At 74.6% G+C, this 21,152-nt stretch carries 17 protein-coding genes and 1 riboswitch; of the genes, 9 read left to right on the forward strand and 8 right to left on the reverse strand.

What is annotated here, in order from left to right:
- Window positions 1-124 precede the first annotated feature (124 nt).
- Window positions 125-1,144, forward strand: a complete 1,020-nt coding sequence (locus O7603_RS23735; RefSeq protein ID WP_281571994.1) for a GNAT family N-acetyltransferase — start codon at window positions 125-127, stop codon at window positions 1,142-1,144.
- Here O7603_RS23735 and O7603_RS23740 read toward each other — a convergent pair.
- Window positions 1,134-3,353: a hypothetical protein gene (locus tag O7603_RS23740; protein WP_281571995.1), complete on the reverse strand. Its 2,220-nt coding sequence runs from the start codon at window positions 3,351-3,353 to the stop codon at window positions 1,134-1,136. The two genes, O7603_RS23735 and O7603_RS23740, sit on opposite strands and share 11 nt — an antisense overlap.
- A gap of 139 nt (window positions 3,354-3,492) precedes the next feature.
- Here O7603_RS23740 and paaN point away from each other — a divergent pair, with 139 nt between their 5' ends.
- Entirely contained in the window at window positions 3,493-5,166 is a 1,674-nt protein-coding gene (gene paaN, locus O7603_RS23745; RefSeq protein ID WP_281571996.1) for a phenylacetic acid degradation protein PaaN, read from the forward strand.
- Between the two features lie 46 nt (window positions 5,167-5,212).
- Here the strand turns inward: paaN and O7603_RS23750 are convergent, their stop codons facing one another.
- Window positions 5,213-5,746, reverse strand: a complete 534-nt coding sequence (locus tag O7603_RS23750) for a GNAT family N-acetyltransferase (protein WP_281571997.1) — start codon at window positions 5,744-5,746, stop codon at window positions 5,213-5,215.
- A 225-nt stretch (window positions 5,747-5,971) separates the two neighbouring features.
- On the opposite strand from O7603_RS23750, the gene O7603_RS23755 reads away from it, so the two are divergent.
- The 3 genes from O7603_RS23755 (at window position 5,972) to groL (ending at window position 9,552) form a co-directional block, all read left to right on the forward strand.
- Window positions 5,972-6,175, forward strand: coding sequence for a cold-shock protein (locus O7603_RS23755; protein ID WP_067305333.1), 204 nt, complete (start codon window positions 5,972-5,974; stop codon window positions 6,173-6,175).
- Window positions 6,176-6,283: 108 nt separating this feature from the next.
- Window positions 6,284-7,654 carry a hypothetical protein gene (locus tag O7603_RS23760; protein ID WP_281571998.1) on the forward strand — a complete coding sequence of 457 codons (1,371 nt, stop codon included), beginning with the start codon at window positions 6,284-6,286 and terminating at the stop codon, window positions 7,652-7,654.
- A 275-nt stretch (window positions 7,655-7,929) separates the two neighbouring features.
- Window positions 7,930-9,552 carry a chaperonin GroEL gene (gene groL, locus O7603_RS23765; protein ID WP_281571999.1) on the forward strand — a complete coding sequence of 541 codons (1,623 nt, stop codon included), beginning with the start codon at window positions 7,930-7,932 and terminating at the stop codon, window positions 9,550-9,552.
- 73 nt (window positions 9,553-9,625) lie between these two features.
- On the opposite strand, the gene O7603_RS23770 is transcribed toward groL, so the two are convergent.
- The 3 genes from O7603_RS23770 to O7603_RS23780 all read right to left on the reverse strand — a co-directional run bounded on the left by O7603_RS23770 (window position 9,626) and on the right by O7603_RS23780 (window position 13,427).
- Entirely contained in the window at window positions 9,626-9,871 is a 246-nt protein-coding gene (locus O7603_RS23770; RefSeq protein ID WP_281572000.1) for a hypothetical protein, read from the reverse strand.
- A gap of 90 nt (window positions 9,872-9,961) precedes the next feature.
- Window positions 9,962-10,894 carry a GNAT family N-acetyltransferase gene (locus O7603_RS23775; RefSeq protein ID WP_281572001.1) on the reverse strand — a complete coding sequence of 311 codons (933 nt, stop codon included), beginning with the start codon at window positions 10,892-10,894 and terminating at the stop codon, window positions 9,962-9,964.
- Window positions 10,895-10,967: 73 nt separating this feature from the next.
- Window positions 10,968-13,427: a S8 family serine peptidase gene (locus tag O7603_RS23780; protein WP_281572002.1), complete on the reverse strand. Its 2,460-nt coding sequence runs from the start codon at window positions 13,425-13,427 to the stop codon at window positions 10,968-10,970.
- A gap of 79 nt (window positions 13,428-13,506) precedes the next feature.
- On the opposite strand from O7603_RS23780, the gene O7603_RS23785 reads away from it, so the two are divergent.
- Window positions 13,507-15,318: a glycerol-3-phosphate dehydrogenase/oxidase gene (locus tag O7603_RS23785; protein WP_281576781.1), complete on the forward strand. Its 1,812-nt coding sequence runs from the start codon at window positions 13,507-13,509 to the stop codon at window positions 15,316-15,318.
- Window positions 15,319-15,421: 103 nt separating this feature from the next.
- A complete protein-coding gene (locus O7603_RS23790; RefSeq protein WP_281572003.1) occupies window positions 15,422-15,955 on the forward strand; it encodes a hypothetical protein in 534 nt (177 codons plus the stop codon).
- A gap of 6 nt (window positions 15,956-15,961) precedes the next feature.
- On the opposite strand, the gene O7603_RS23795 is transcribed toward O7603_RS23790, so the two are convergent.
- On the reverse strand, window positions 15,962-17,362 hold the full coding sequence (locus O7603_RS23795; protein ID WP_281572004.1) for an FAD-linked oxidase C-terminal domain-containing protein: 1,401 nt from the start codon (window positions 17,360-17,362) through the stop codon (window positions 15,962-15,964).
- Window positions 17,363-17,433: 71 nt separating this feature from the next.
- Here O7603_RS23795 and O7603_RS23800 point away from each other — a divergent pair, with 71 nt between their 5' ends.
- A complete protein-coding gene (locus O7603_RS23800) occupies window positions 17,434-17,817 on the forward strand; it encodes a DUF4031 domain-containing protein (protein ID WP_348651032.1) in 384 nt (127 codons plus the stop codon).
- Here the strand turns inward: O7603_RS23800 and O7603_RS23805 are convergent.
- On the reverse strand, window positions 17,699-18,343 hold the full coding sequence (locus O7603_RS23805) for a metal-dependent phosphohydrolase (RefSeq protein WP_281572005.1): 645 nt from the start codon (window positions 18,341-18,343) through the stop codon (window positions 17,699-17,701). The genes O7603_RS23800 and O7603_RS23805 overlap by 119 nt on opposite strands.
- 104 nt (window positions 18,344-18,447) lie before the next feature.
- Between O7603_RS23805 and O7603_RS23810 the strand changes: the two genes are divergently transcribed.
- A complete protein-coding gene (locus O7603_RS23810; protein WP_281572006.1) occupies window positions 18,448-19,680 on the forward strand; it encodes an FUSC family protein in 1,233 nt (410 codons plus the stop codon).
- 18 nt (window positions 19,681-19,698) lie between these two features.
- Here O7603_RS23810 and O7603_RS23815 read toward each other — a convergent pair whose 3' ends face one another.
- A complete protein-coding gene (locus tag O7603_RS23815; RefSeq protein WP_281572007.1) occupies window positions 19,699-20,964 on the reverse strand; it encodes an aminotransferase class V-fold PLP-dependent enzyme in 1,266 nt (421 codons plus the stop codon).
- A 46-nt stretch (window positions 20,965-21,010) separates the two neighbouring features.
- A riboswitch (SAM riboswitch) is annotated at window positions 21,011-21,133 on the reverse strand.
- Window positions 21,134-21,152 lie beyond the last annotated feature (19 nt).

Genomic DNA, 21,152 nt, shown 5'->3' on the forward strand with positions numbered 1-21,152 from the left:
GACTTTTGAAGTTCTTGCGACCCAACGCCGGAGGCGTTGTGCGAGTGTCCCTCCCGACCAACGTCCGATCGGGCCAGCGGAAATTCGCTGGCCCGATCGCCTTTCCGGGGCGCACGCTTCGGGCATGAGCATCACGATCGCGCCGTTCGACGCCGCCGACCCGGCCGCGATCGACGAGGCCTACCGGGTCGGGTCCGCGGCCAACGACGCCGACCTGCCCGACTTCCCGCCCTTCTGCCGGCAGCGTTTCGAGGGCCTGCTGCACCACCCGATGCCCGGCACCGCCACGCTCTGGGCGCTGGCCCGGCTCGACGGTGTCCCCGCCGGCTATCTGGCGCTGGACCTGCCTCAGCTGGACAACACCGACAACGCCACCGCCGACCTGATCGTCCATCCGGCCCACCGGCGGCGGGGGGTGGGCCGGGCCCTGCACCAGCACTGCCTCCGCCTGCTGCGCGAGCACGGCCGCAAGCGGGTCATCGGGATGGCCGTCGCGGCGTTGCCGGGCGGCCCGGCGCGGTCGACGGCGGGTGCCGCGTTCGCCACCGCGATGGGCGCGCGGCCCGCGCTCGCCGAGGTCCGCCGCCGGCTGGAGACGTCCACGGTCGACCAGGTGGCGCTCGACGACGTGCTGGCCGATGCCCGAGCGCACGCCACGGGCTACCGCACGATCCGGTGGCACGGCCTCATCCCGGCGGAGTACGTCGCCGACATCGCCTACCTGGACGGCCGGCTGTCGACCGACGCGCCGCTGGGCGACCTGGAGTGGGAGGCCGAGCAGGTCGACGCCGACCGGATCCGGGGCACCGAGCGGGCGCTCGCCGCACGTGGCCGTCGGCAGTACCACGTCGCGGTCCGGCACGAGGAGTCCGGCCGGCTGGTCGCGTGGACCCTGCTCGACGTGGGCGCCTCTGCCGACTGGCACGCGTTCCAGCAGATCACCATCGTCGACCCGGCGCATCGCGGGCGCCGCCTCGGGCTGCTCGTCAAGATCGAGAACCTGCGGCACCTGCTCGCCCACGAGCCGGCGGTGCGGGCGATCGACACCTTCAACGCGGCGTCCAACAGTCACATGATCGTCATCAACGAGCAGCTCGGCTTCCGACCGGTGGACGGCTGGACCGACTGGCAGCTCACGGTCTGACCGCCGACCCGCCGTCGCGGTGACCCGGCGGGTGCAGTCGCCGTACCAGGTCCTCCACCGCGCGGCGGAAGTCGTCGTCCGGGACGAACCTGTGCCCACTGATCTTCGGCGGGACGGTGTCCCCGGGCGGAATCAGCAGCCCCGCCGGATCCCGCGCCCGGCGATCCACATGGCCGGCGCCGTCCGGAGCCGCGCCGTCCGGGTCGAAGACCGGCCCGCCGATCGGGTCGGTCTGCCGCCACAGGTTGAGCCACCGCCAGTCCAGCCGCTCGCCCACCTCGCGCAGCGCGTCGGGCCCGAGGTAGGCCGGAAAGACCCGGCTGTAGAGCCGCCCGAGCGGGGTGCCGTAGGTCAACAGCGCCACGCGGGCGCGGGCGGAGGCCGGCAACTGGAGGACGGTCGCCGCCGCCAGCACGCTGCCGTGGCTCTGCCCGGAGAGCACGACCGTGTCCCCGCCGGCGGTGAGGTGCGTGATCCGGCGGGTGAGGTCCGGCACCACGCGCTCGGCGTAGCAGGGGGCGGCCAGCGGGTGTGCCGCGCGCGGCCAGAACGTGGCCAGCTCCCAAAGCACACCGACCACCCGGATGGCGGGCGACCGGTACGCGAACAGCCCCGCCCCGAACAGGGCCAGCGCGAACAGCCCGATGACCAGGCCGCCCAGATCGGTCACGAAGATCATCGGGTTGGCCAGCGACGGTCCACCCACCAGATGGGCCACGTCCTCCGGCCCCGCGTGCCGCATCGACAGCCCGGCGGCCCCCAGGCCCAGCACGGCCAGCAGCGCGTATGCCGCCACGAACAGCGGGCCGAGGCGGTCCGCGGTCCGGGCTCGGATGATCTTGTCGAGGACCGCCCGCGCCCGTTCCGGCGCCGCTCGGGGCACCTCCGGGAACTCCCGGCGGACGATCTCCTCCGCCGCCCGTCGGTGCCGTGACCGCTGGTAGAGACGTGCCACCACGGCCACCGTGCCGGCGAACAGCAGCGCGGCCGAGACGCCCAGGGCCGCCCAGCGGAACGCGACCGGCGGGGACAGCGGCGGCGCGCCCTCGGGCAGGGGGCGGGCGGGAGTGGGGCTGGAACCGCGGTCGAGGTACTCGGCGATGCCGTAGTTCAGCCCGGACGAGTACGACACGGCCAGCCCGATCGCGACCGAGACCACGAGCGGAGCGGCGAGACCGAGCAGCGCCGGGCGACCCCGCGTCGGCGCCCAGATGAGGACGAGGGCGGTCAGCGCCAGGACCAGGAGCATCTGGACGGCGAACAGCAGGGCCACCAGTCCGTCGTAACCCGGCAGGCTACCGACGGCGGACCAGGAGGCTCGCGGCGCCGCGGCGTACACCAGGGTCAGCAGCGTCAACACGACCGCGCCCCGGCCCAGCAGCCGGACCGTGCGCGGTGACCACAGGGCGCCTCCCCGCCGCTCGACCTGGCGCACGCAGAGGAGCGCCAGCGCGACGGCGAGCAGGGCGGCGGTGGCGGCGAGCAGCGCGTAGCCCGGGAACCCGCGGTCGTGCGGGGCGAGGGCCCGGAGCAGGGCCAGGTCGAGCGTGGCCAGCGCGATCGCCACGTGCAGTGCGCGGAGCCGGAGCAACAGGGCCCGGTTGTCCCAGAACGCCGGGTTGTCGAGCCGGTGGGCGCCCAGCGCCGCCGGCCCCGCACCGGTGTTCTCCGGGAGCTGCCAGGTGCGACCGCCGAGCCACCACACCAGCGCGATCGCGAGGAGCGGCAGCACGGCGAGCACCGCCAGACGTTGCCCGGGCGGCAGGCCACCCAGCCAGGAGATCTCCCGTCGGCCCTCCATGCAGCGCGGGTACTCCGCGCACTGCCAGGCGATCAGGTCGACGGCCACGCCCACGATCGACAGCACGTACATCGCGGTGAGGGTCGCGGCGAGCAGCCGGCAGATCGCCTTGCCAGCCGTTTCCGTGCGGTGGCCGGAGGGCAGCATCCAGATGGCGGTGTTGGCCAGCATGAAGGGCAGGAGCAGGACCAGCGAGACGGTCCGGGTGGCCGTTCCCCCGGCCAGCCCGCTCCAGCGGTACGCCTCCAGGGTCGCGCCGGCGGCACCGTGCGGATCACCGAGGTCGGGGTGCACCCGGTAGAAGCCGGCGTCCCGGTCGCCGGCGACGCGGCTCACGATCGGCCGGTCCAGCACCGCCTCGGGGCCGCGGTCGGCGACCCCGTGCACCCGGATCTCGGTGGTTCCCACCCGTGGCCGCCCCCTCCTTCCGCAGGCCGCGCGGTTACCCGGACCCGGCCTGGTCATACCGGCGCAGGGGCGGCGAAGACGATCCGAGTTGTGACACGGGCCTACTGATTTTGGTGCTTCCTGTTGCATGATGGCGGGCATGACGGAGACCCCGCACCCCCTGTACGACCGGCACGCCGACACCCTCACCCGTGCGCTGACCGCCATCACGGAGCGCGGGTACTGGTCCGCCTACCCCGAATCGCCCAGCCCCCGGGTGTACGGCGAGACGGCCGCCGCGGACGGGAAGGCCGCCTTCGAGGCCTACCTGAACGCCGACTTCCCCCTCGACCAGCCCGGTGACGGCAGCACGGTCGCCACCGAGGTCAGCCCGTTCGGCGTCGAGCTGAACGCCCGCTACCCGCACGCGACCGCCGACCAGCTGGTCCCCGCCGCGACCGCCGCGCTGCCCGCCTGGCGCGACGCCGGCCCGCAGGCCCGGGTGGGGGTCTGCCTGGAGATCCTCGATCGGCTGCACAAGAACGTCTTCGAGCTGGCCAACGCGGTGCAGTTCACCAGCGGCCAGGCGTTCGTGATGGCGTTCCAGGCCGGCGGCGCGCACGCGCTGGACCGGGCACTGGAGGCGCTCGCCTACGCGTACGCCGAGATGACCCGGCACCCGGGCACGGCCGGCTGGGAGAAGGCGGCCGGCAAGGGCGACCCGCTGCGCATGACCAAGACGTTCCACGTGGTGCCCCGCGGGGTGGCGCTGGTGATCGGCTGCAACACGTTCCCGACGTGGAACTCTTACCCCGGGCTGTTCGCCTCGCTGGTGACCGGCAACCCGGTGATCGTCAAGCCGCACCCGCGCGCGGTGCTGCCGCTCGCCGTCACCGTGCGCTACGCCCGGGAGGTGCTGGCGGAGGCCGGCTTCGACCCGAACCTGGTGCAGCTCGCGGCCGAGGCGCCCGGTGAGAAGCTCGCCTCGACGCTGGCCCTGCACCCGGCCGTGAGGATCGTCGACTTCACCGGCTCCACCGAGTACGGCGACTGGCTGGAGGCGAACGCCCGGCAGGCCGCCGTCTACACCGAGAAGGCCGGCCTGAACACGGTGGTGGTCGACTCCACCGACGACTTCGCCGGCCTGTGCCGCAACCTCGGCTTCACGCTGACCCTCTACAGCGGCCAGATGTGCACCACCTCGCAGAACATCCTGATCCCCCGGGACGGCATCGAGACCGATCAGGGGCACAAGAGCTTCGACGAGGTGGCCGGCGGGATCGCCGCGGCGGTCGGCAAGCTCACCGCCGACCCGGCCCGGGGCGTCGAGCTGACCGGGGCCATTGTCAACGACGGGATCCTGGAGCGGCTCGACGAGGTCACCAAGGTCGGCGAGCCGGTGCTGGAGTCGCGTACGGTCGAGCACCCCGCCTTCGCCGACGCGGTGGTGCGGACGCCGACCATCGTGAAGCTCGCCGCCGAGGACACCGCGACCTACGGCCGGGAGTGGTTCGGGCCGATCTCCTTCGCCATCGCGACCGACTCCACCGCGCACAGCCTGGAGATCATGCGGAAGACGGTGGGCGAGAAGGGCGCGCTCACCGCGGGTGTCTACTCCACCGACGAGGCCGTGCTGGACGCGGCCGAGGACGTGGCGATCGAGGTCGGGGTGCACCTGTCGTGCAACCTGACCGGCGGGGTCTTCGTGAACCAGTCGGCCGCCTTCTCCGACTTCCACGGCAGCGGCGCCAACGCGGCCGCCAACGCCGCGCTCACCGACGGCGCCTACGTGGCGAACCGGTTCCGGATCGTGCAGTCGCGCCGGCACGCCTGAGCGCCGGTCTCCACCTCCGGAGCGCCGCCCCCGCCCGGCCCGCGGGTCAGGCGGGGCGGCGCATCTGGAGTTCGGTCAGCGCCGGAACGGTGGGGTGCGGCACCCGGACACCGGTGTCGACGAAGCCGAGCCGCCGGTACGCCCGGTAGGCCCGGTCGTTGCCGACCACGACCTCCATCATCAGCTCCGGCCGGCCGCACGCCCGCGACCAGGCCGCGACCGCGTCGACCAACTCGGCGAGCAACCCTCCGCCCCGCCAGGCCGGGGTCACGTAGACCGCGTAGATGACGGTCAGGCCCGGCTCGCTCGGGGTGACCGTGCCGCCGGCATGCCCGACCAGGCGACCGCCCGGGTCGGCGATGAACTGCGCGGTGTCCGCGCCGTCGGAGGTGTGGGCGATCCGGGCGGCGTACTCGGCGTGCGGGCGGGCCGCCGCGTCGGCGATCGTCTCCAGGAAGGCCAGCGGCGCGTCGGCGAGCATCTCCAGCCGCAGCGCCCGCATCCGGGCCGCGTCCGTGGGCCGGACCCGCCGGATCTCCGCTGTCCGTCCCGCTGCGACGCCGCCCGGGGTGCTCGTCATGCCCGCATACCTACCACAACGATGGCCGACGATGCCTGGCGCTCCGGCATCGATTCGGATATGCCCGATTTGTGGTCGTGCGCCGCCGTCACACCTCGTGTAGCGTGCGATTTCGGTCACCGATTCAGCGGCCGTCGCCGATCGCCGAAACGGTGGTTCCCGTGCGCCGGGCCGTGCCCGGGCGGCGCGGGGTAGGACACGCCGCGCAGAGTGAGGAAGTGCACCGTGGCACAGGGCACCGTGAAGTGGTTCAACTCCGAAAAGGGCTACGGCTTCATCGCCGTCGACGGCGGGCAGGACGTGTTCGTCCACTTCTCCGCGATCGAGATGGACGGCTACAAGGCGTTGGACGACGGCCAGCGCGTGGAGTTCGAGATCGCTCAGGGGCAGAAGGGCCCCCAGGCCGAGCGGGTGCGGGTCATCGCCTGATCGGCCTCACCCCCAGACACCTCTCCGGCCGGTGCCGGATGGGGCTGCGCCGCGGGTGCCTCAACCAGGAAGATCGTGAACCGTTCCAGCCGTCGCTGAGGAGGGTTCATGTCCGACCAGCCGCCCCCGGCCACCCCGCCCCCGGGCCCGTCCGACCCGTCCGGTGCCCAGCCGGGCCATCCCGATCCGTCCGGCCCGCACCCGGGTGAGCCCGGCGCGTCCGGCCCGCCGGCGGGTGCGTCCCCGGCCGGGGCGGCGCCCGACGCCGCCGGGCTCCCGCCGGCCGGTGCTCCGGCGGGCCCGCCCGCGTCGGGTCCGGCCGTGCCGTCCGCCGGGCAGCAGCCGGGCGGCCAGTCGCCGTGGGCTCCTTCCGCCGCGGGCGGCCAGTGGGGCCAGCCCGGCTGGGACCCGTCGGTCCGGCCCGGCCAGCCGGGTGCGCACCCGGGCTGGGACCCGAGCGCCACCCAGGGCTGGGGCCAGCCGCCAGGCGCCGCGCAGGGCTGGGGCCAGCCGCCAGGCGTGCCGCAGGGCTGGGGATATCCGCCGGCCGGCGGTTATCCGCCCGGCGCCGATCCCTACGGCGGTCAGCTCTGGTATCCGGGCGCGCCGGTCCCCGGCTGGTACCCGCCGGGCCTTGACCCGTCCGACCCGCTGGTCACCCCGCCCGGCGCCGGGCTGAGCGGCTGGTTCGACCGGTGCGGCGGCGCGGTGCGGCGCGGCTGGCGGCAGATGTTGCCCATCCTGCTGCTCACCCAGGTGCTGCCGGCGGCGGTGTTGTCGGTGCTCTCCTACGGCGTCGACCCGAGCGCGAAGTGGGAGACGTCCACCGCTCAGGACCCGGCCGCGCTGCCCGACACCTTCGCCACCGACGTGGCCACCGTCCTCCTGGTGCTCATCGGCGGCAGCCTGCTGATCGGGCTGGTGCAGGCTCTGGGCTGGGCCGCGGGGACCTGGGTGATCACGCGCCAGGCGGTCGGCGAGCCGGTCAGCGTGGGCGCGGCTCTGCGGTACGGCGTACGCCGGGCGCTCGGGCTCTGGGGCTGGACGCTGGCGATCGGCGTCATCGTCGGTGTCGGCATCTGTTTCTGCGTGCTTCCCGGCATCTATCTCGCCTTCGCGCTCAGCATGGCCGGGCCGATCTACCTCTACGAGCGGGACAACCCGCTGGGCCGGTCGTTCCGCATGTTCCACGATCGGCTGGGGATGCTGCTGGGTCGGGTGGCGCTGGTGGTGGCCGCGGTGGTGGTCTTCACCGTGGTCGCCTCGGTGCTGGAGGGGGTGGGCACCGCCCCGTTCGGCCTCGATCCGTTCGCCAGTCCGGGTTCGGCGCTCGGCGTGGTCGCGGTGATCTCGGTCGCCGCGGTGCTGGCCCTCCCGGCCCATCTCGTGCAGCTCGTGGGGCTGGTGGTGACGTACGCCGAGCAGCGGGCCCAGGAGCGCCCGGTGAACAGCGCCGGACTGGCCGCCGAACTCGGCTGAGCGGGGCCATCGTGCTTGCACTCGGCATGGGAGAGTGCTAAACAAGTCATTGGCACTCGCATACCGTGAGTGCCAAAGGTCGGGGCGGTGGGGCCGCGGCCGTGCCGGCGGGACAAGCCGCCGGCAGGGCACGTGGCCGGTCGTCGCGGGCTATCCGGCCCGGCCGAGGAGACGTCGTCGCCGCCAGGAGGCGACGCCCCAAGGTGCGTACACCAGGCGGCCCATCCGGGACACACACTCGGGTGGCCCGTGAGTGTCCAGGAGGACAACGCCGTATGGCCAAGATGATCGCGTTCGACGAAGAGGCGCGCCGCGGCCTCGAGCGGGGCATGAACCAGCTCGCTGACGCCGTCAAGGTGACCCTCGGCCCCAAGGGCCGCAACGTCGTGCTCGAGAAGAAGTGGGGTGCCCCCACCATCACCAACGATGGTGTGAGCATCGCCAAGGAGATCGAGCTCGAGGACCCCTACGAGAAGATCGGCGCCGAGCTGGTCAAGGAGGTCGCCAAGAAGACCGACGACGTGGCCGGTGACGGCACGACGACGGCGACCGTCCTGGCCCAGGCCCTGGTTCGTGAGGGTCTGCGCAACGTGGCCGCCGGCGCCAACCCGATGGCCCTGAAGCGGGGCATCGAGGCGGCCGTGGCCAGCGTCTCGGAGGAGCTGCTCAAGCTCGCCAAGGACGTGGAGACCAAGGAGCAGATCGCCTCCACCGCCTCCATCTCGGCTGGTGACACCAGCGTCGGCGAGATCATCGCCGAGGCGATGGACAAGGTCGGCAAGGAAGGCGTCATCACCGTCGAGGAGAGCAACACCTTCGGCCTGGAGCTCGAGCTCACCGAGGGCATGCGCTTCGACAAGGGCTACATCTCCGCGTACTTCATGACCGACCCGGAGCGTATGGAGGCCGTCTTCGACGACCCGTACATCCTGATCGTCAACAGCAAGATCTCGTCGGTGAAGGACCTGCTCCCGATCCTCGAGAAGGTCATGCAGTCGGGCAAGCCGCTGCTGATCATCGCCGAGGACCTGGAGGGCGAGGCCCTGGCCACCCTGGTGGTCAACAAGGTCCGTGGCACCTTCAAGTCGGTCGCCGTCAAGGCGCCGGGCTTCGGTGACCGCCGCAAGGCCATGCTCACCGACATCGCCATCCTCACCGGTGGTCAGGTCATCAGCGAGGAGGTCGGCCTCAAGCTCGACGCGACCGGCCTCGACATGCTGGGCCGCGCCCGCAAGGTCGTGGTGACCAAGGACGAGACCACCATCGTCGACGGCGCCGGTGACGCCGAGCAGATCCAGGGCCGGGTGAACCAGATCCGGGCCGAGATCGACAAGAGCGACTCCGACTACGACCGGGAGAAGCTGCAGGAGCGCCTGGCCAAGCTGGCCGGCGGTGTTGCGGTGATCAAGGTCGGCGCGGCCACCGAGGTCGAGCTGAAGGAGCGCAAGCACCGCATCGAGGACGCCGTCCGCAACGCGAAGGCCGCCGTCGAGGAGGGCATCGTCCCGGGTGGTGGCGTCGCGCTGGTGCAGGCCGGCAAGACCGCCTTCGACAAGCTGGACCTGACCGGCGACGAGGCGACCGGCGCGCAGATCGTCAAGATCGCGCTGGACGCTCCGCTGCGGCAGATCGCCGTCAACGCCGGCCTCGAGGGCGGCGTGGTCGTCGAGCACGTCCGCAACCTGGAGGCGGGCCACGGCCTCAACGCCGCCAACGGCGAGTACGTCGACCTGCTGGCCGCGGGCATCATCGACCCGGCCAAGGTGACGCGCTCGGCGCTGCAGAACGCGTCGTCGATCGCGGCGCTGTTCCTCACCACCGAGGCCGTCGTGGCGGACAAGCCGGAGAAGACCCCGGCCGCCCCGGCTGGCCCGGGTGGCGGGGACATGGACTTCTGAGTCCAGTTCCGACCGGTAACGGGGCGGGCCGCGTCAGCGGCCCGCCCCGTTCGTCGTCGGTGGCCGGGCGCTGTCAGGTCGGCAGCCGGCGCTGGTTGCGCCGCTTCTGGTCGCGGTCGTACGGCGCGCGGAGCTGGATCGGCGCGTCGACCATCTCGACCGGCTCCTCGGTGGCCGGGTCACCGGCGGCGCTCATCTCCGCCAGCTGCTCGGCGTCGCCGTAGTCCAGCCGGTCGATCGGCAGGTGGCCGGGCAGATCTCCGACCGGTGTCCAGGCGACGGGTGCGACGTCCTCGGTGTGTTCGTCGTCCGTGGTCATGGCTGCCTCCTCTACCGAAACGGTAGGGGGCGTCGATGGCCGGTGTGGGCGAAAGGCGTTATCCGGGTCTATGCCCTATTCGCCCTATTATCAATTCTCCAGTGACTTCCGATAGAGGAAGAACACCCGCTCAATCCGGGCGCCCGCGCTGCCCGAGTAGAACGGCACCGGCCCGACCCAGCCGATCTGTGCCGACGTGAGCCCGGCGGCCCGCTGGTCCCGCAGGCAGCGGCGAAGCAGCACCCCGCCGATCCCCGAGCCCTCCGCGGCCGGCGCGGTGCCCATCGGGCCGAACCAACTGGGTCGGGACGACCCGTACGCGGCGAAACCGAGCACCGCACCGCCCCGCTCGGCCAGGTGGCAGCCCGCCTCGGGCCGCCCGACCGACTCCGTCAGCTCGGCGTCCCACGCGCCACCGAACGTGGACCGGGCGAACGCCGCCAGCGCCGGGACGTCGGCCGGCTCCGCGCGGCGCACGGTGACGCCCTGCCCGGCCAGCCGCGCCTCCGCGGCCTCCGTCGACCGCAGCGCCGGCGAACCGTCGTACGACAGGTCGGCGGTCATGTTCCACGCCGTCCGGTCCTGGCGGTAGCCCAGCGCCGACGCGGCGCAGACCGCCGGGGTGTACCGGACGTCGATGCCCGGCCACGCGTAGTACGGCGGGTTTCCCGCCAGCAGCACTTCGGCCGCGCCCCGGTCGGCGAGCCGCCGTTCCGCCTCTGTCAGCAACGCCCGGCCGGCGCCCCGGCGGCGGTGCTCCGGCGCGACCGCGACCAGGTCGACGTGCCCGAGCCGGGGGTCCGCCGCCGACATCGAGCCGAGCAGCGCCCCGACCAACTCCCCGGCCCGGTACGCGCCGAGCGCGACCACCGGCCGGTCGGCGGCGGCCCGCGGCCAGAGCGCCGCCACGATGATTCCCGCCTCGGCCGCGTCCTCCGGCAGGTCGAGTGCGGCGGCGCAGAGCCGTGCCACGGCCGGCGCCAGATCGGAGGCGAGTTCGCCGACGGTGATCTCCGGGTCCATGGTGGCCGACCCTAGATCACCGGGTACCCGGTCGCGCAAGACCCCACGGGCGGGCCGCCTCGACGGAGCCCGCTCACCCGCGGGCGGCGCGGACGGCCGCGTACGCGTCGACCAGGCCGGCTCCGGTGACGTTCGCGGGCCCACCACACGCGTCCGCCGGATCGCCCGAGCGGTAGGTCGGCTGGGCCGGTGTCGCCGTTTCCCGCAGCAGTTGCCGGGTCCGGGGCAGGTCGCCGACGAGCGCCGGATCGGCCGACCACATCAGCGCCACCACGCCGGCCACCTGCGGTGTCGCCATCGACGTGCCGTCGAGCGTGGCGTACCCGCCGCCGGGCATCGCGGAGCGGACTCCGACCCCGGGGGCCAGCACGTCCGGCTTGGTGGCGCCGGGGACCGGCCCGCGGGCGGAGAACGTCGCGACCCGGTCCCGGTCGTCCACCGCGCCCACGGTCAGCACGTCCGGGTACGGCGCCGGCGGGTCGTCGATCGAGGCGCACCAGGGGCCGGTGTTTCCGGCCGCGGCGACCACGAAGATCCCGGCGGCGTCCAGCGCGGCGGTGGCCGGCCGGAGCACGCCCGCGTCGCAGCCCTCGATCCCGGGGCAGCCCCAGGAGTTGGTGAGGACGTCCGGCGCGCGCTCGGGGCGGCCGGCCGTGAACGGGTCGCCACCGGTCGGGAACGGGGCGAGCATGAACTGGAGGCAGTCCAGATAGTGCCCCGGGCTGCCCAGATTGCGGTCGAGGTTGACGCAGCCGACCCACTGGGCGCCCGGCGCCACGCCGATGCCGTCGCGCCCGACCGCGCTGCCCACCGTGTGCGTGCCGTGACCGCCCTGGTCGGTCGGGGCGCGGGTGCCGTCCCACGGGTCGTACCAGGAGTCGTCGCCGCCCCGGAAGCCCTGGGCGAGCGCCGGATGGCGACCGTCCACCCCGGAGTCCGAGCTGCCGACCACCACGCCGGCGCCGGTCACACCCAGGTCGGACCAGACGCGGTCGGCGCCGATCCGCCGGATGTTCCACTCCGGGCCGGTGGGCGCGGGATCGGTGCCCCGGGTGATCCCGGCAGGGGCGGGCAGTGGGCGCAGCCGCTGGCTGACCAGCACGCGGGCCACCTCGGGTCGGCGGTCGAGCCAGGCCCGCACCGCCGGCCCGCCGTCCACCTCGATGGCGTTCACCAGGTAGTACGGCGTCGGGCGCAGCCGCAGCCGGGTAAGGTCCCGGCGCAGGTCGGTCTGGCTGCGGTCGGCCGTGGCGACCAGCCGCCGGTAGACCTCGCCGGCCCGGGCGTCCCGGCCGGCCCGACCCGCCGGGGCGGACGGCAGGTCGGACAGGTCGGCCTGCTCGCGCAGCACGACGAACAGCCGCTCGCCGTGCAGTCCCGGCTGCCCCGGCCCGAGGTCCACGCCGACGAGCGCGGCCAGCAGCACCGCCGCCGTGACCGCCGCCGTCCGGCGGCTCGGGGCGCGGCCACGCGGCCGGGCCAGCAGCATCCCGTACGCGGCGGCGACCAGCAGCGCGACGGCGAGCCCGGCGCCGGTCGCGACCGCCACCCAGAACGGCACGTCCCGCGTGCCGACCAGCAGCAGGGTGATCTCCTCCGGGTCGGTGAACGCCAGCGGGCCGAACACGGCGAGCCCGACCAGCCAGCGGGTCGCGCCCGCCGGCACGGCCTCGGCGGTGTGCTGCCGGCGGGCCGCGGCGTACAGGGCCGCCAGGGCGAAGCCGGCCGGGGGCAGGGTGAACAGGGCGGGCAGTTGGGCGCCGGACTGGCCGGTGCCGGCGGCGAGCAGCAGCAGCGCCACCCCGGCGACCAGCCCGCCGACCAGCACCAGGCGCGCCGGCCGGGGTGGCTCGCCGAGCGCGAACCGGGACCAGAACCGGGCGTCGAGCAGCACGCCGGCCACCGCACCGAGTGCGGCGGCGGACAGCGCGGCGAGGACGGTCTCCAGGAGCCCGCCGAGCGCGCCCAGCCAGGCCCAGGGGAGCAACAGCGCCAACCCGCCGGCGACCGCCAGCAGCGTCACCGCGCTCGGCCGCAATCGGCTCGGCCGCTCGCTCCTCCCGGCCTCCCCGGCGTCCGGCGCGCTCGGCGGCTGCCGTCGGGCGAGCCCGCGCAGCACCACCGCGGCCAGCGCGGCCGTCGCGGCCAGCCCGGCCAGGTACGCCTCGTGGTGCACGGGCGGGACGGCCCGGAGCAGCCCGAGCGCGCCGAGCACCAGGACGCCGGCCAGCCAGGCGCGGCCGGCGGCCCGGACCGCGGCCGACCGGGGCAGCAGCGCCACCAGCAGCGCGGGCGTGCCGACCAGCAGCACCGTCAGCAGGCTCGCCGCCGGCCAGAGCCACGCGACGCGGTCCCGCCCGAAGCCGAGCAGCACCTGGTCGGCCAGCCACCCGCCGAGCTGGGCGGGCACGGTGACCGCCACGATCCAGCAGCCGGCGAGCACGGTCGCCACCACCGGCCACGGGCCGCTCCGTGGGGTCGCCGCCGGGTGCGAAACGGGCGGACCAGCGGGGAACGGGGGGCCGATCGCCATGCCCCGACACTACGGCGCGGACGGCGCATGTCACGGAAGTGGTCGTGGCGGTTACGGTGGACGGGTGCGTGACCCCAACGTGTCCCGTTCCGCCGCCGGCCGGCTGTCGCCCGATCGCCGCACCGCCGACCTGCGCAGACTCCGAGCCGAACGCTTCGACGTGCTGGTCATCGGCGGCGGGGTGACCGGGGCGGGCGCCGCCCTGGACGCGGCCTCCCGCGGGCTGAAGGTGGCCCTGGTCGAGGCGCGCGACTTCGCCGCCGGCACCTCGAGCCGGTCCAGCAAGCTGATCCACGGCGGGCTGCGTTACCTGGAGCAGTTGGAGTTCCACCTGGTCCACGAGGCGCTCACCGAACGCGGCCTGCTGGCCACCCGGCTGGCGCCGCACCTCGTCCGACCGGTGCCGTTCCTGGTGCCGCTCCCGGCCGGCCGAGGGCTGCGCGGCCTGCCCGCCCGGGTTTTCCGCCGTTCCTACTACGGCACCGGCGTGGCCGCCTACGACATCTTCGCCGGCCTCTTCGGCACCGGCCGGGGCATGCCGCTGCACCGGCACCTGACCCGGGAGGGCGCCCGGCGGATCTTCCCCAGCCTGCGGGCCGACGCGCTGGCCGGGGCGATCCGCTACTACGACGGGCAGGTCGACGACGCCCGGCTGGTGGTGACCCTGGCCCGCACTGCGGCGAGCCTCGGCGCGACCGTGGTGAGCAGCGCCCGGGCCGTCGGGCTGATCCGGCAGGCGCGCGAGGTGACCGGCGTCCGGGTCCGCGACCTCGAGGCGCCGGCCGGCTCGCCGGAGGCCGAGTTCGAGGTGAGCGCCCGTACGGTCATCGCCGCCACCGGCGTGTGGAGCGACGACATGTCCCGGATGCTCAACGACGTCGGCCTGCGCCCGGGGCTGCGGGTCCGGGCCTCGAAGGGTGTGCACCTGGTGGTGCCGCGGTCGGCGATCACCGGCGAGACCGGCCTGATCCTGCGCACCGCGACGTCGGTGCTCTTCGTCATCCCGTGGGGCGGTCACTGGATCATCGGCACCACCGACACCGACTGGCGGTTGGACCGGTCCCACCCGGCCGCCTCGGCCCGTGACATCGACTATTTGCTGAAGCAGGTCAACACCGTGCTGGACCGGCCGCTCACCACGGCCGACATCGAGGGGGTCTACGCCGGGCTGCGTCCCCTGCTGGCCGGCGAGGCCGACTCCACCTCGAAGCTGTCCCGGGAGCACGCGGTCATCGAACCGATGCTCGGGCTGCTGCTCGTCGCCGGCGGCAAGTACACGACGTACCGGGTGATGGCCACCGACGTGGTCGACCGGGCCGCCCGCCGGCTCGGCGGGGTCCGCCCGTCGCGCACCGCCGACCTGCCGCTGCTCGGTGCGGACGGCTACGCCGCGATGTGGCGGGACCGGGCCGACCTGGCCCGTCGGCACGGCGTCCCGGTCGGTGTGGTCGAGCACCTGCTGGAGCGGTACGGCACCCTCACCCTGGACGTGTTGGCGCTGACCGACGCGGATCCGCTCCTCGCGTCCCCGCTGGCCGGAGCGCCGGAGTACCTGGCCGCCGAGGTCACCTACGCGGCCCGGGCCGAGGGCGCGCTGCACCTGGAGGACGTGCTCACCCGGCGGACTCGCATCTCCATCGAGACCACCCATCGGGGGTTGGAGTCGGCGGAGCACACGGCCGAGCTGATGGGCGCGGTGCTCGGTTGGGACGCCGCCCGGCGTGCCCGTGAGGTCGAGCACTACCGGGCCCGGGTCGAGGCCGAGCGGCAGTCGCAGCTGATGCCGGACGACGTCGCGGCGGACGCGGCCCGGTTGGGCGCGCCGGACGTCCGGGGTTACGCCGCCGACCGGGGCGGGGACGGCGACCCGGCCGAGCTGCCCGCCAGCTGATCTCCAAGCTGGGCGGCCGCCGGCCGCGACCCTCCCGGACCGCCATAAGCTACCGAGCTGTAGGGGTACCGGCCGGAACCTACGGTGCTGTAGGTTCCGGCGCGTGGTGCGCCGATCCCGCTCGCGTCTGCTCATTCCGCTTATTGGCACGGTGCTCGCCACCGCGCTGACCGCGTGCTCCCTGGGCCGCGCGGAGTCGGCCGAGGATCCGAGGCCCACACCGGGCGGTGCCGCCGCCGGCCTGCCGGCACCCGACGTGCCGACCACGGTCAGTGCGGGCCAGGTCGCCCTGTTGCAGAAGCTCGGCGCGGACGGGCCGCTGCGCACGCTGCGGGTCGAGCCGGACGGCACGTGGAAGTGCATCGACTGCGCCGGCGACGGGGTGACCTCCGCCGGGTCCCTCGACCCGGAGCAGGCGAGCCGGCTCCAGCAGATGCTTGTCGACCCGCGGCTCGCCAAGGAGACCGACGAGGCCCGGCGCTACCGGGCCACCTGCATCGACTCGCTGACCTCCAGCCTGCTCACGGCCGCCGGTCTGGTCACCTGGCAGGACTGCCCGGGCGAGGAGCGGCCGCCGGCCGCCGGCGAGATCCTGCTGCTGCTCACCCAGGCCACGCCGGCCGAGTTGGAAGGCTGATCGCCCTCAGAGCACCTTTCCGGGGTTCAGCAGGCCGGTCGGGTCCAGCGCGGCCTTGATCGCCTGGTGTACCCGTACGCCGACCGGCCCGATCTCCCGGGCCAGCCAGTCCCGCTTGAGCAGGCCCACCCCGTGCTCCCCGGTGCAGGTGCCGCCCAACTCCAGGCCCAGCCGCATGATCTCGTCGAACGCCCGCCGGCCGCGCTCCAGACTGGCCGGGTCGGCCCGGTCCACCACGATGTTCGGGTGCATGTTGCCGTCCCCGGCGTGCCCCACCACGCCGATCGGCACGTCGCACTCCGCCGCGATCCGGGACACGCCGTCGAGCAGCGCCGCCAGCGCGCCGCGGGGCACCGCCACGTCGTCGATGACCAGGCCGCCGTTGCCGCCCGGGTACGCGTCCGCCGCGAACTTCTCCATGGCCGGATGGGCCAGCCGGCGTGCCTGCAGCAGCGCCGCCGCCTCGACCGCGTCGGTGGCCGCGTAGACCTCGTCGGCGCCGGCCGCCTCGCAGACCTCCGCCAGTGCGGCCAGGTCGTCCGCGGCCCGGGTGCCGGTGTCCGCGGCGGCCAGCAGCAGCGCCTGCGCGTCGGTCCGCAGCCCCATCGGCTGGTACGCCTCGATGGCCCACAGGTGGGTCTGGTCCAGCAGCTCCAGCAGGCTCGGGCTGAGCCCGCGGGCGGCGATCTCGGCCACCGCCGTTCCGGCGGCCGCGGTCGACGGAAAGACCGCGACCAGGGTGAGCGACTCCGCCGGCGCGGGACGCAGCGCGACGGTCACCTCCGTGATCACCCCGAGGGTGCCCTCGGAACCGACGAAGAGCCGGGTGAGGTCGTAGCCGGCCACCCCCTTGGCGGTCCGCCGGCCGGTGCGCAGCACCTCACCGGACGCGAGCACCACTTCCAGGCCGAGGACGTACTCGGTGGTGACGCCGTACTTGACGCAGCACATCCCGCCGGCGTTGGTGGACACGTTGCCGCCGATCGTGGAGGACTCCCAGGAGCCCGGGTCCGGCGGATACCAGAGACCCTGCTTCGCCACCGCGGCGGCCAGGGCCGCGTTCACCACGCCCGGCTGCACGACGGCGATGCGGCTCACCGGGTCGATCTCCCGGATCTCGTCCATCGCGACGGTGCTCAGCACCACCGCGCCGTCCAGCGCGTTCGCGGCGCCCGCGAGGCCGGTCCGGGCACCCTGCGGCACCACGGGTACGCCGTGCCGGGCCGCCGCCCGGACCACGGCGACCACCTCCTCGGTGGTGCGCGGCCGGGTGACCACCAGCGGGCTGCCCGCCGCGCAGAGGTCCGCCTCGTCGCGCTCGTGCATCCGGAGCAGGTCCGGGTCGGTCAGCACGGCGCTCTCGCCGAGGGCGGCACGCAGGTCGTCGAGGAGGGGGGAAGCGGCCATGCAGGAGAGGCTAGGTCGCCGGCCGTCGATCATCAACATGATCGACAATCCGCGGGGCTAGGTTTGTGGGCATGCTCTACCTGGACCGACCCGGCTGGCCGTCCCGGGGCCGGCTCTGGTCCCACCTGATCAGCGACGTCTCGTACGCCGAACTGCACGCCTTCGCCGAGGCGCTCGGGGCTCCCCGGCGCGGCTTCGACCGCGATCACTACGACATCCCCGCCGAGCGGTTCGCCATGGCGGTCTGGCTGGGCGCCCGGCTGGTGCCCAGCCGGGAGCTGGTCCGGTTGCTCCGCGAGGCCGGCCTCCGCCGCCCGAAACACCTGGCCCGGGCGGCTACGCCGGATCGGTCAGCGCGGCCAGTTCCCGGTGCAGGTTCGCCCGGGCCGGCCGCTCCCACAGCTGGGCCGTCGGCGGCAGGCGGAACAGCGCGGGCAGGGCGAGCAGCCCGCTGAGCACCCGGGCCCGGCCGGCGCGGAAGTCCGGCTCGGGCACGTGCGCGTACTCGCGCCGCACGGCGGCCGCGTAGCGGTCGTAGGCGGGTGGCGGGGCGGCCAGCACGGCGAGGTCGGCGTCGCAGAGCAGGGCGCCGTCGACGTCGTCCGGGGCCACCGCATGCCCGGCGGTGAGCAGCACCAGCCGGCTGACCTCGGCCACCGCGTCGGGCGGCACCCCGAGCCCGGCGAGCAGCCGCCCGGCCAGTTCGGCGCTGGCCCGCTCGTTGGCGTCGCCGGCGGCCCGCGGGTCGTAGACCGCGTCGTGGCACCAGGCGGCCAGCCGGACCAGGTCCGGCCGACCGGCCAGCCCGGCGTACGCGTCGACGGCGTCGAGCACGGCGGTCAGGTGATCCACCGTGTGGTAGTGCCGGTGTGGTTCCCGCCACCGGCGCAGCAGCTCTTCGCCGGCGTCGGCCGGGTCGGCCGCGCCGGTCGCCCCGGCTCCCACGGCCGCGTTCCGCCACCGGTCGAGGAGGTCGCCCACCCGACGAGTGTGCCGCACCCCGGAGGTGACCCGAGGATTCACCCGGCGCGGCGCGGGTAGTACCGGCCATGGCCGTGGCCCGGGGGAGCAGACGTCAGTCACTCATGCGGCGGGTCGGCCTGCGGAAGGGTTTGACCGACATCGACAGCGCGCGCATCGCCGAGGCGATGGACCAGGTACGGGACCGGAGCAAGGCGACGCTGCACGACCGGCTGCACCGGGTCCGGATGGCGGGCGGGCTGGCCGTGCAGGCCGGCCTGGCGGCCGCGCTGTCCTACCTGGTGTCGCATCGGCTGCTCGGCAACCCGCAGCCGGTCTTCGCGCCGATCTCGGCGGTCGGCACGCTGGCCGCCTCGGTCGGTCAGCGGTTCCGTCGCACCGTCGAACTGATCATCGGGGTGGCGATCGGGGTGGCGATCGGCGACGGCCTGATCTACCTGCTCGACACCGGGGCCTGGCAGCTCGGCCTGGTGGTCACGGTGGCCATCCTGGTGACCATCTTCGCCGGCGCGAGCGTCGCGATCGTCATCCAGGCCGCGGCCACCGCCGTGCTGATCGTGACGCTGAGCCCGTCCACCGAGAACCTGGAGATACCGCGGTTCGTCGACGCCTTCGTCGGCGGTGGGATCGCGCTGCTGGTGACGGCGATCCTGCTCCCGCTCAACCCACTGCGGGTGATCAACCGGGCCGCCCGGCCGGCGCTGGACCTGCTCGCCGCCCAGCTCGACCTGACGGCCGAGGGGTTGCGCAACCGGGACCAGCGCAGCGTGCAGAGAGCCCTGGACCGGCTGCGCAACAACAAGGAGGAGCTGGCCACCCTCGCCGAGGCGATCGAGGGGGCCAAGGAGACCGCCACCCTCTCGCCGGCTCGCTGGCACCGGCGGGACGAGCTGACCCACTACGCCGAGGCGGCCGACCCGATCGACCGGGCCATGCGTAACAGCGGCACGCTCATCCGCCGCTCGGTCACCCTCCTCGAGGACGAGGAGCCGGTGCCGGAACCGATGCCGGACTCGGTCGCCCACCTCGCCGAGTCGGTCCGCCTGCTCAAGCACGAGTTCGCCGTCGGCGACGAGCCGCAGCAGGCCCGGGAACGATCACTGCGGGCGGTCAGCGAGGCCGGCCGGGCGTACGCCGAGGGGGTCGGCTTCTCCGGCAGCGTGGTGATCGCGCAGGTGCGTACCACGGCGAGCGACCTCCTGGTCGCCTCCGGCATCGAGCAGGAGGAGGCGAACCGGCTGATCCGGCAGTCCTTCGGAGAGCAGGAGGCGCCCCAGGGCGGCGGGCCCGAGCCGGAGGGCGCTCCGAAGCCGCCCACCGCGCCCCCGGTCGGCTGACCGGGGGCGTCGCCGGCCTCAACCGAGGCGGGCGAGGGCGGTCAGCAGCCGGTCGACGTGCTCCGCCGTGCTGCCCAGGCCGATGCTGGCGCGCAGCGCGGTCGGCGGCAGGTCCCGCCGACCCGTCCGGGCCGCCGCCTCGCCGAGCAGCCGCTGGGCCAGCGGATGGGCGCAGAAGAGGCCGTCGCGCACCCCGATCGCGTACGTCCGGGCCAGCTCGGCGGCGACCTCGCTGGACTCCCGGCCGGCGACCACGAACGAGACGATGCCCACCCGCGGCGCATCCGGGCCGAAGGTGCGCAGCTCCACGACGTGCGGCAGGGCGGCCAGGCCGTCCCGCAGCCGGGCCAGCAGCCGTTGCTCCCCGTCGTGCAGCGCGTCCCGATCGGCCGCCGAGAGGGCGGCGCAGACGGCGGCGAGCGCGACGGCGCCGAGCAGGTTGGGCGTGCCACCCTCGTGCCGGGCCGGCCCGACCGCCCAGGTCACCTCGTGGGTGCCCGCACCGACCCGGCTGGTGGCGCCGCCCCCGGCCAGGTACGGCGGCGCCGCGTCCAGCCAGTCCGCGCGGCCGATCAACGCGCCGGCGCCGAACGGCGCGTACAGCTTGTGACCGGAGACGGCCAGATAGTCGACGTCCAGCGCGAGCAGGTCGACCGGGGCGTGCGGGGCGAGCTGCGCGGCGTCCACCGCGATCCGGGCCCGGTGCCGCCGGGCCACCCGGGCGAGCTCCGCCACCGGCCAGCGCTCACCGGTGACGTTGCTGGCCCCGGTGACCGCGACCAGCACCGGGAGCCCGGCGCTGGCGTCCCGGCGCAGCTCGGTGAGGGCCGCGTCCAGGGCGCGGACCGACTCGCCCGGGTCGGCGGGCACGGGCAGCCGGACCGAGCCGCGCGGCCACGGAAGCAGGTTCGCGTGGTGCTCGCCGGCGAAGGTGACCACGGTGGTGCCGGCCGGCAGCGCCCGGGCCAGCAGGTTCAGCGCGTCGGTCGTGTTCCGGGTGAAGATCACGTGGTCGTCGGCGCCGGCGCCGAAGAAGTCGCCCACCGTCTGGCGGGCCCGCTCGTAGGCGAGCGTGCAGCGGCGGGAGAGCGCCCCCGCGCCGCGGTGCACGCTCGCGTACCACGGCAGCAGCTCGGCCACCGCGTCGGCCGCCGCGCGGGCGCACGGCGCGGTGGCCGCGTAGTCGAGGTTGATCTCGCCCGGCACGCCGAGCACGTCGAGCGGCCCGACCTCGGTCGGGGTGGGCGCCACGGCGGACGGCGGGGGTACGAGGGTGACGGGCATGCCGGAAACCTCCCGGGCCAGGGACCCCAGGCGTACGTCGGGACGGGGTCCGCGCTTGCCCGGCTCGCGGATCGGGGCCGGGCCCGGTCATCACCCGGGGCACCCCACCGCGAACCTCGACGAGGGTTGCCGGCCAGCAAGCCGGGGCTTGACGCTGGCACTCGTGACCTGCCGGCAGCATAGCGGCC

It is taken from the genome of Micromonospora sp. WMMD812, assembly GCF_027497215.1.
Lineage (GTDB): Bacteria > Actinomycetota > Actinomycetes > Mycobacteriales > Micromonosporaceae > Micromonospora.

Excerpts from the sequence above, each read along its gene's own strand:
- O7603_RS23735 (WP_281571994.1), top strand. The coding sequence starts at position 125 with ATGAGCATCACGATCGCGCCGTTCGACGCCGCCGACCCGGCCGCGATC.
- paaN (WP_281571996.1), top strand. The coding sequence starts at position 3,493 with ATGACGGAGACCCCGCACCCCCTGTACGACCGGCACGCCGACACCCTC.
- O7603_RS23750 (WP_281571997.1), bottom strand. The coding sequence starts at position 5,746 with ATGACGAGCACCCCGGGCGGCGTCGCAGCGGGACGGACAGCGGAGATC.
- O7603_RS23760 (WP_281571998.1), top strand. The coding sequence starts at position 6,284 with ATGTCCGACCAGCCGCCCCCGGCCACCCCGCCCCCGGGCCCGTCCGAC.
- groL (WP_281571999.1), top strand. The coding sequence starts at position 7,930 with ATGGCCAAGATGATCGCGTTCGACGAAGAGGCGCGCCGCGGCCTCGAG.
- O7603_RS23770 (WP_281572000.1), bottom strand. The coding sequence starts at position 9,871 with ATGACCACGGACGACGAACACACCGAGGACGTCGCACCCGTCGCCTGG.
- O7603_RS23775 (WP_281572001.1), bottom strand. The coding sequence starts at position 10,894 with ATGGACCCGGAGATCACCGTCGGCGAACTCGCCTCCGATCTGGCGCCG.
- O7603_RS23780 (WP_281572002.1), bottom strand. The coding sequence starts at position 13,427 with ATGGCGATCGGCCCCCCGTTCCCCGCTGGTCCGCCCGTTTCGCACCCG.
- O7603_RS23795 (WP_281572004.1), bottom strand. The coding sequence starts at position 17,362 with ATGGCCGCTTCCCCCCTCCTCGACGACCTGCGTGCCGCCCTCGGCGAG.
- O7603_RS23800 (WP_348651032.1), top strand. The coding sequence starts at position 17,434 with ATGCTCTACCTGGACCGACCCGGCTGGCCGTCCCGGGGCCGGCTCTGG.
- O7603_RS23810 (WP_281572006.1), top strand. The coding sequence starts at position 18,448 with ATGCGGCGGGTCGGCCTGCGGAAGGGTTTGACCGACATCGACAGCGCG.
- O7603_RS23815 (WP_281572007.1), bottom strand. The coding sequence starts at position 20,964 with ATGCCCGTCACCCTCGTACCCCCGCCGTCCGCCGTGGCGCCCACCCCG.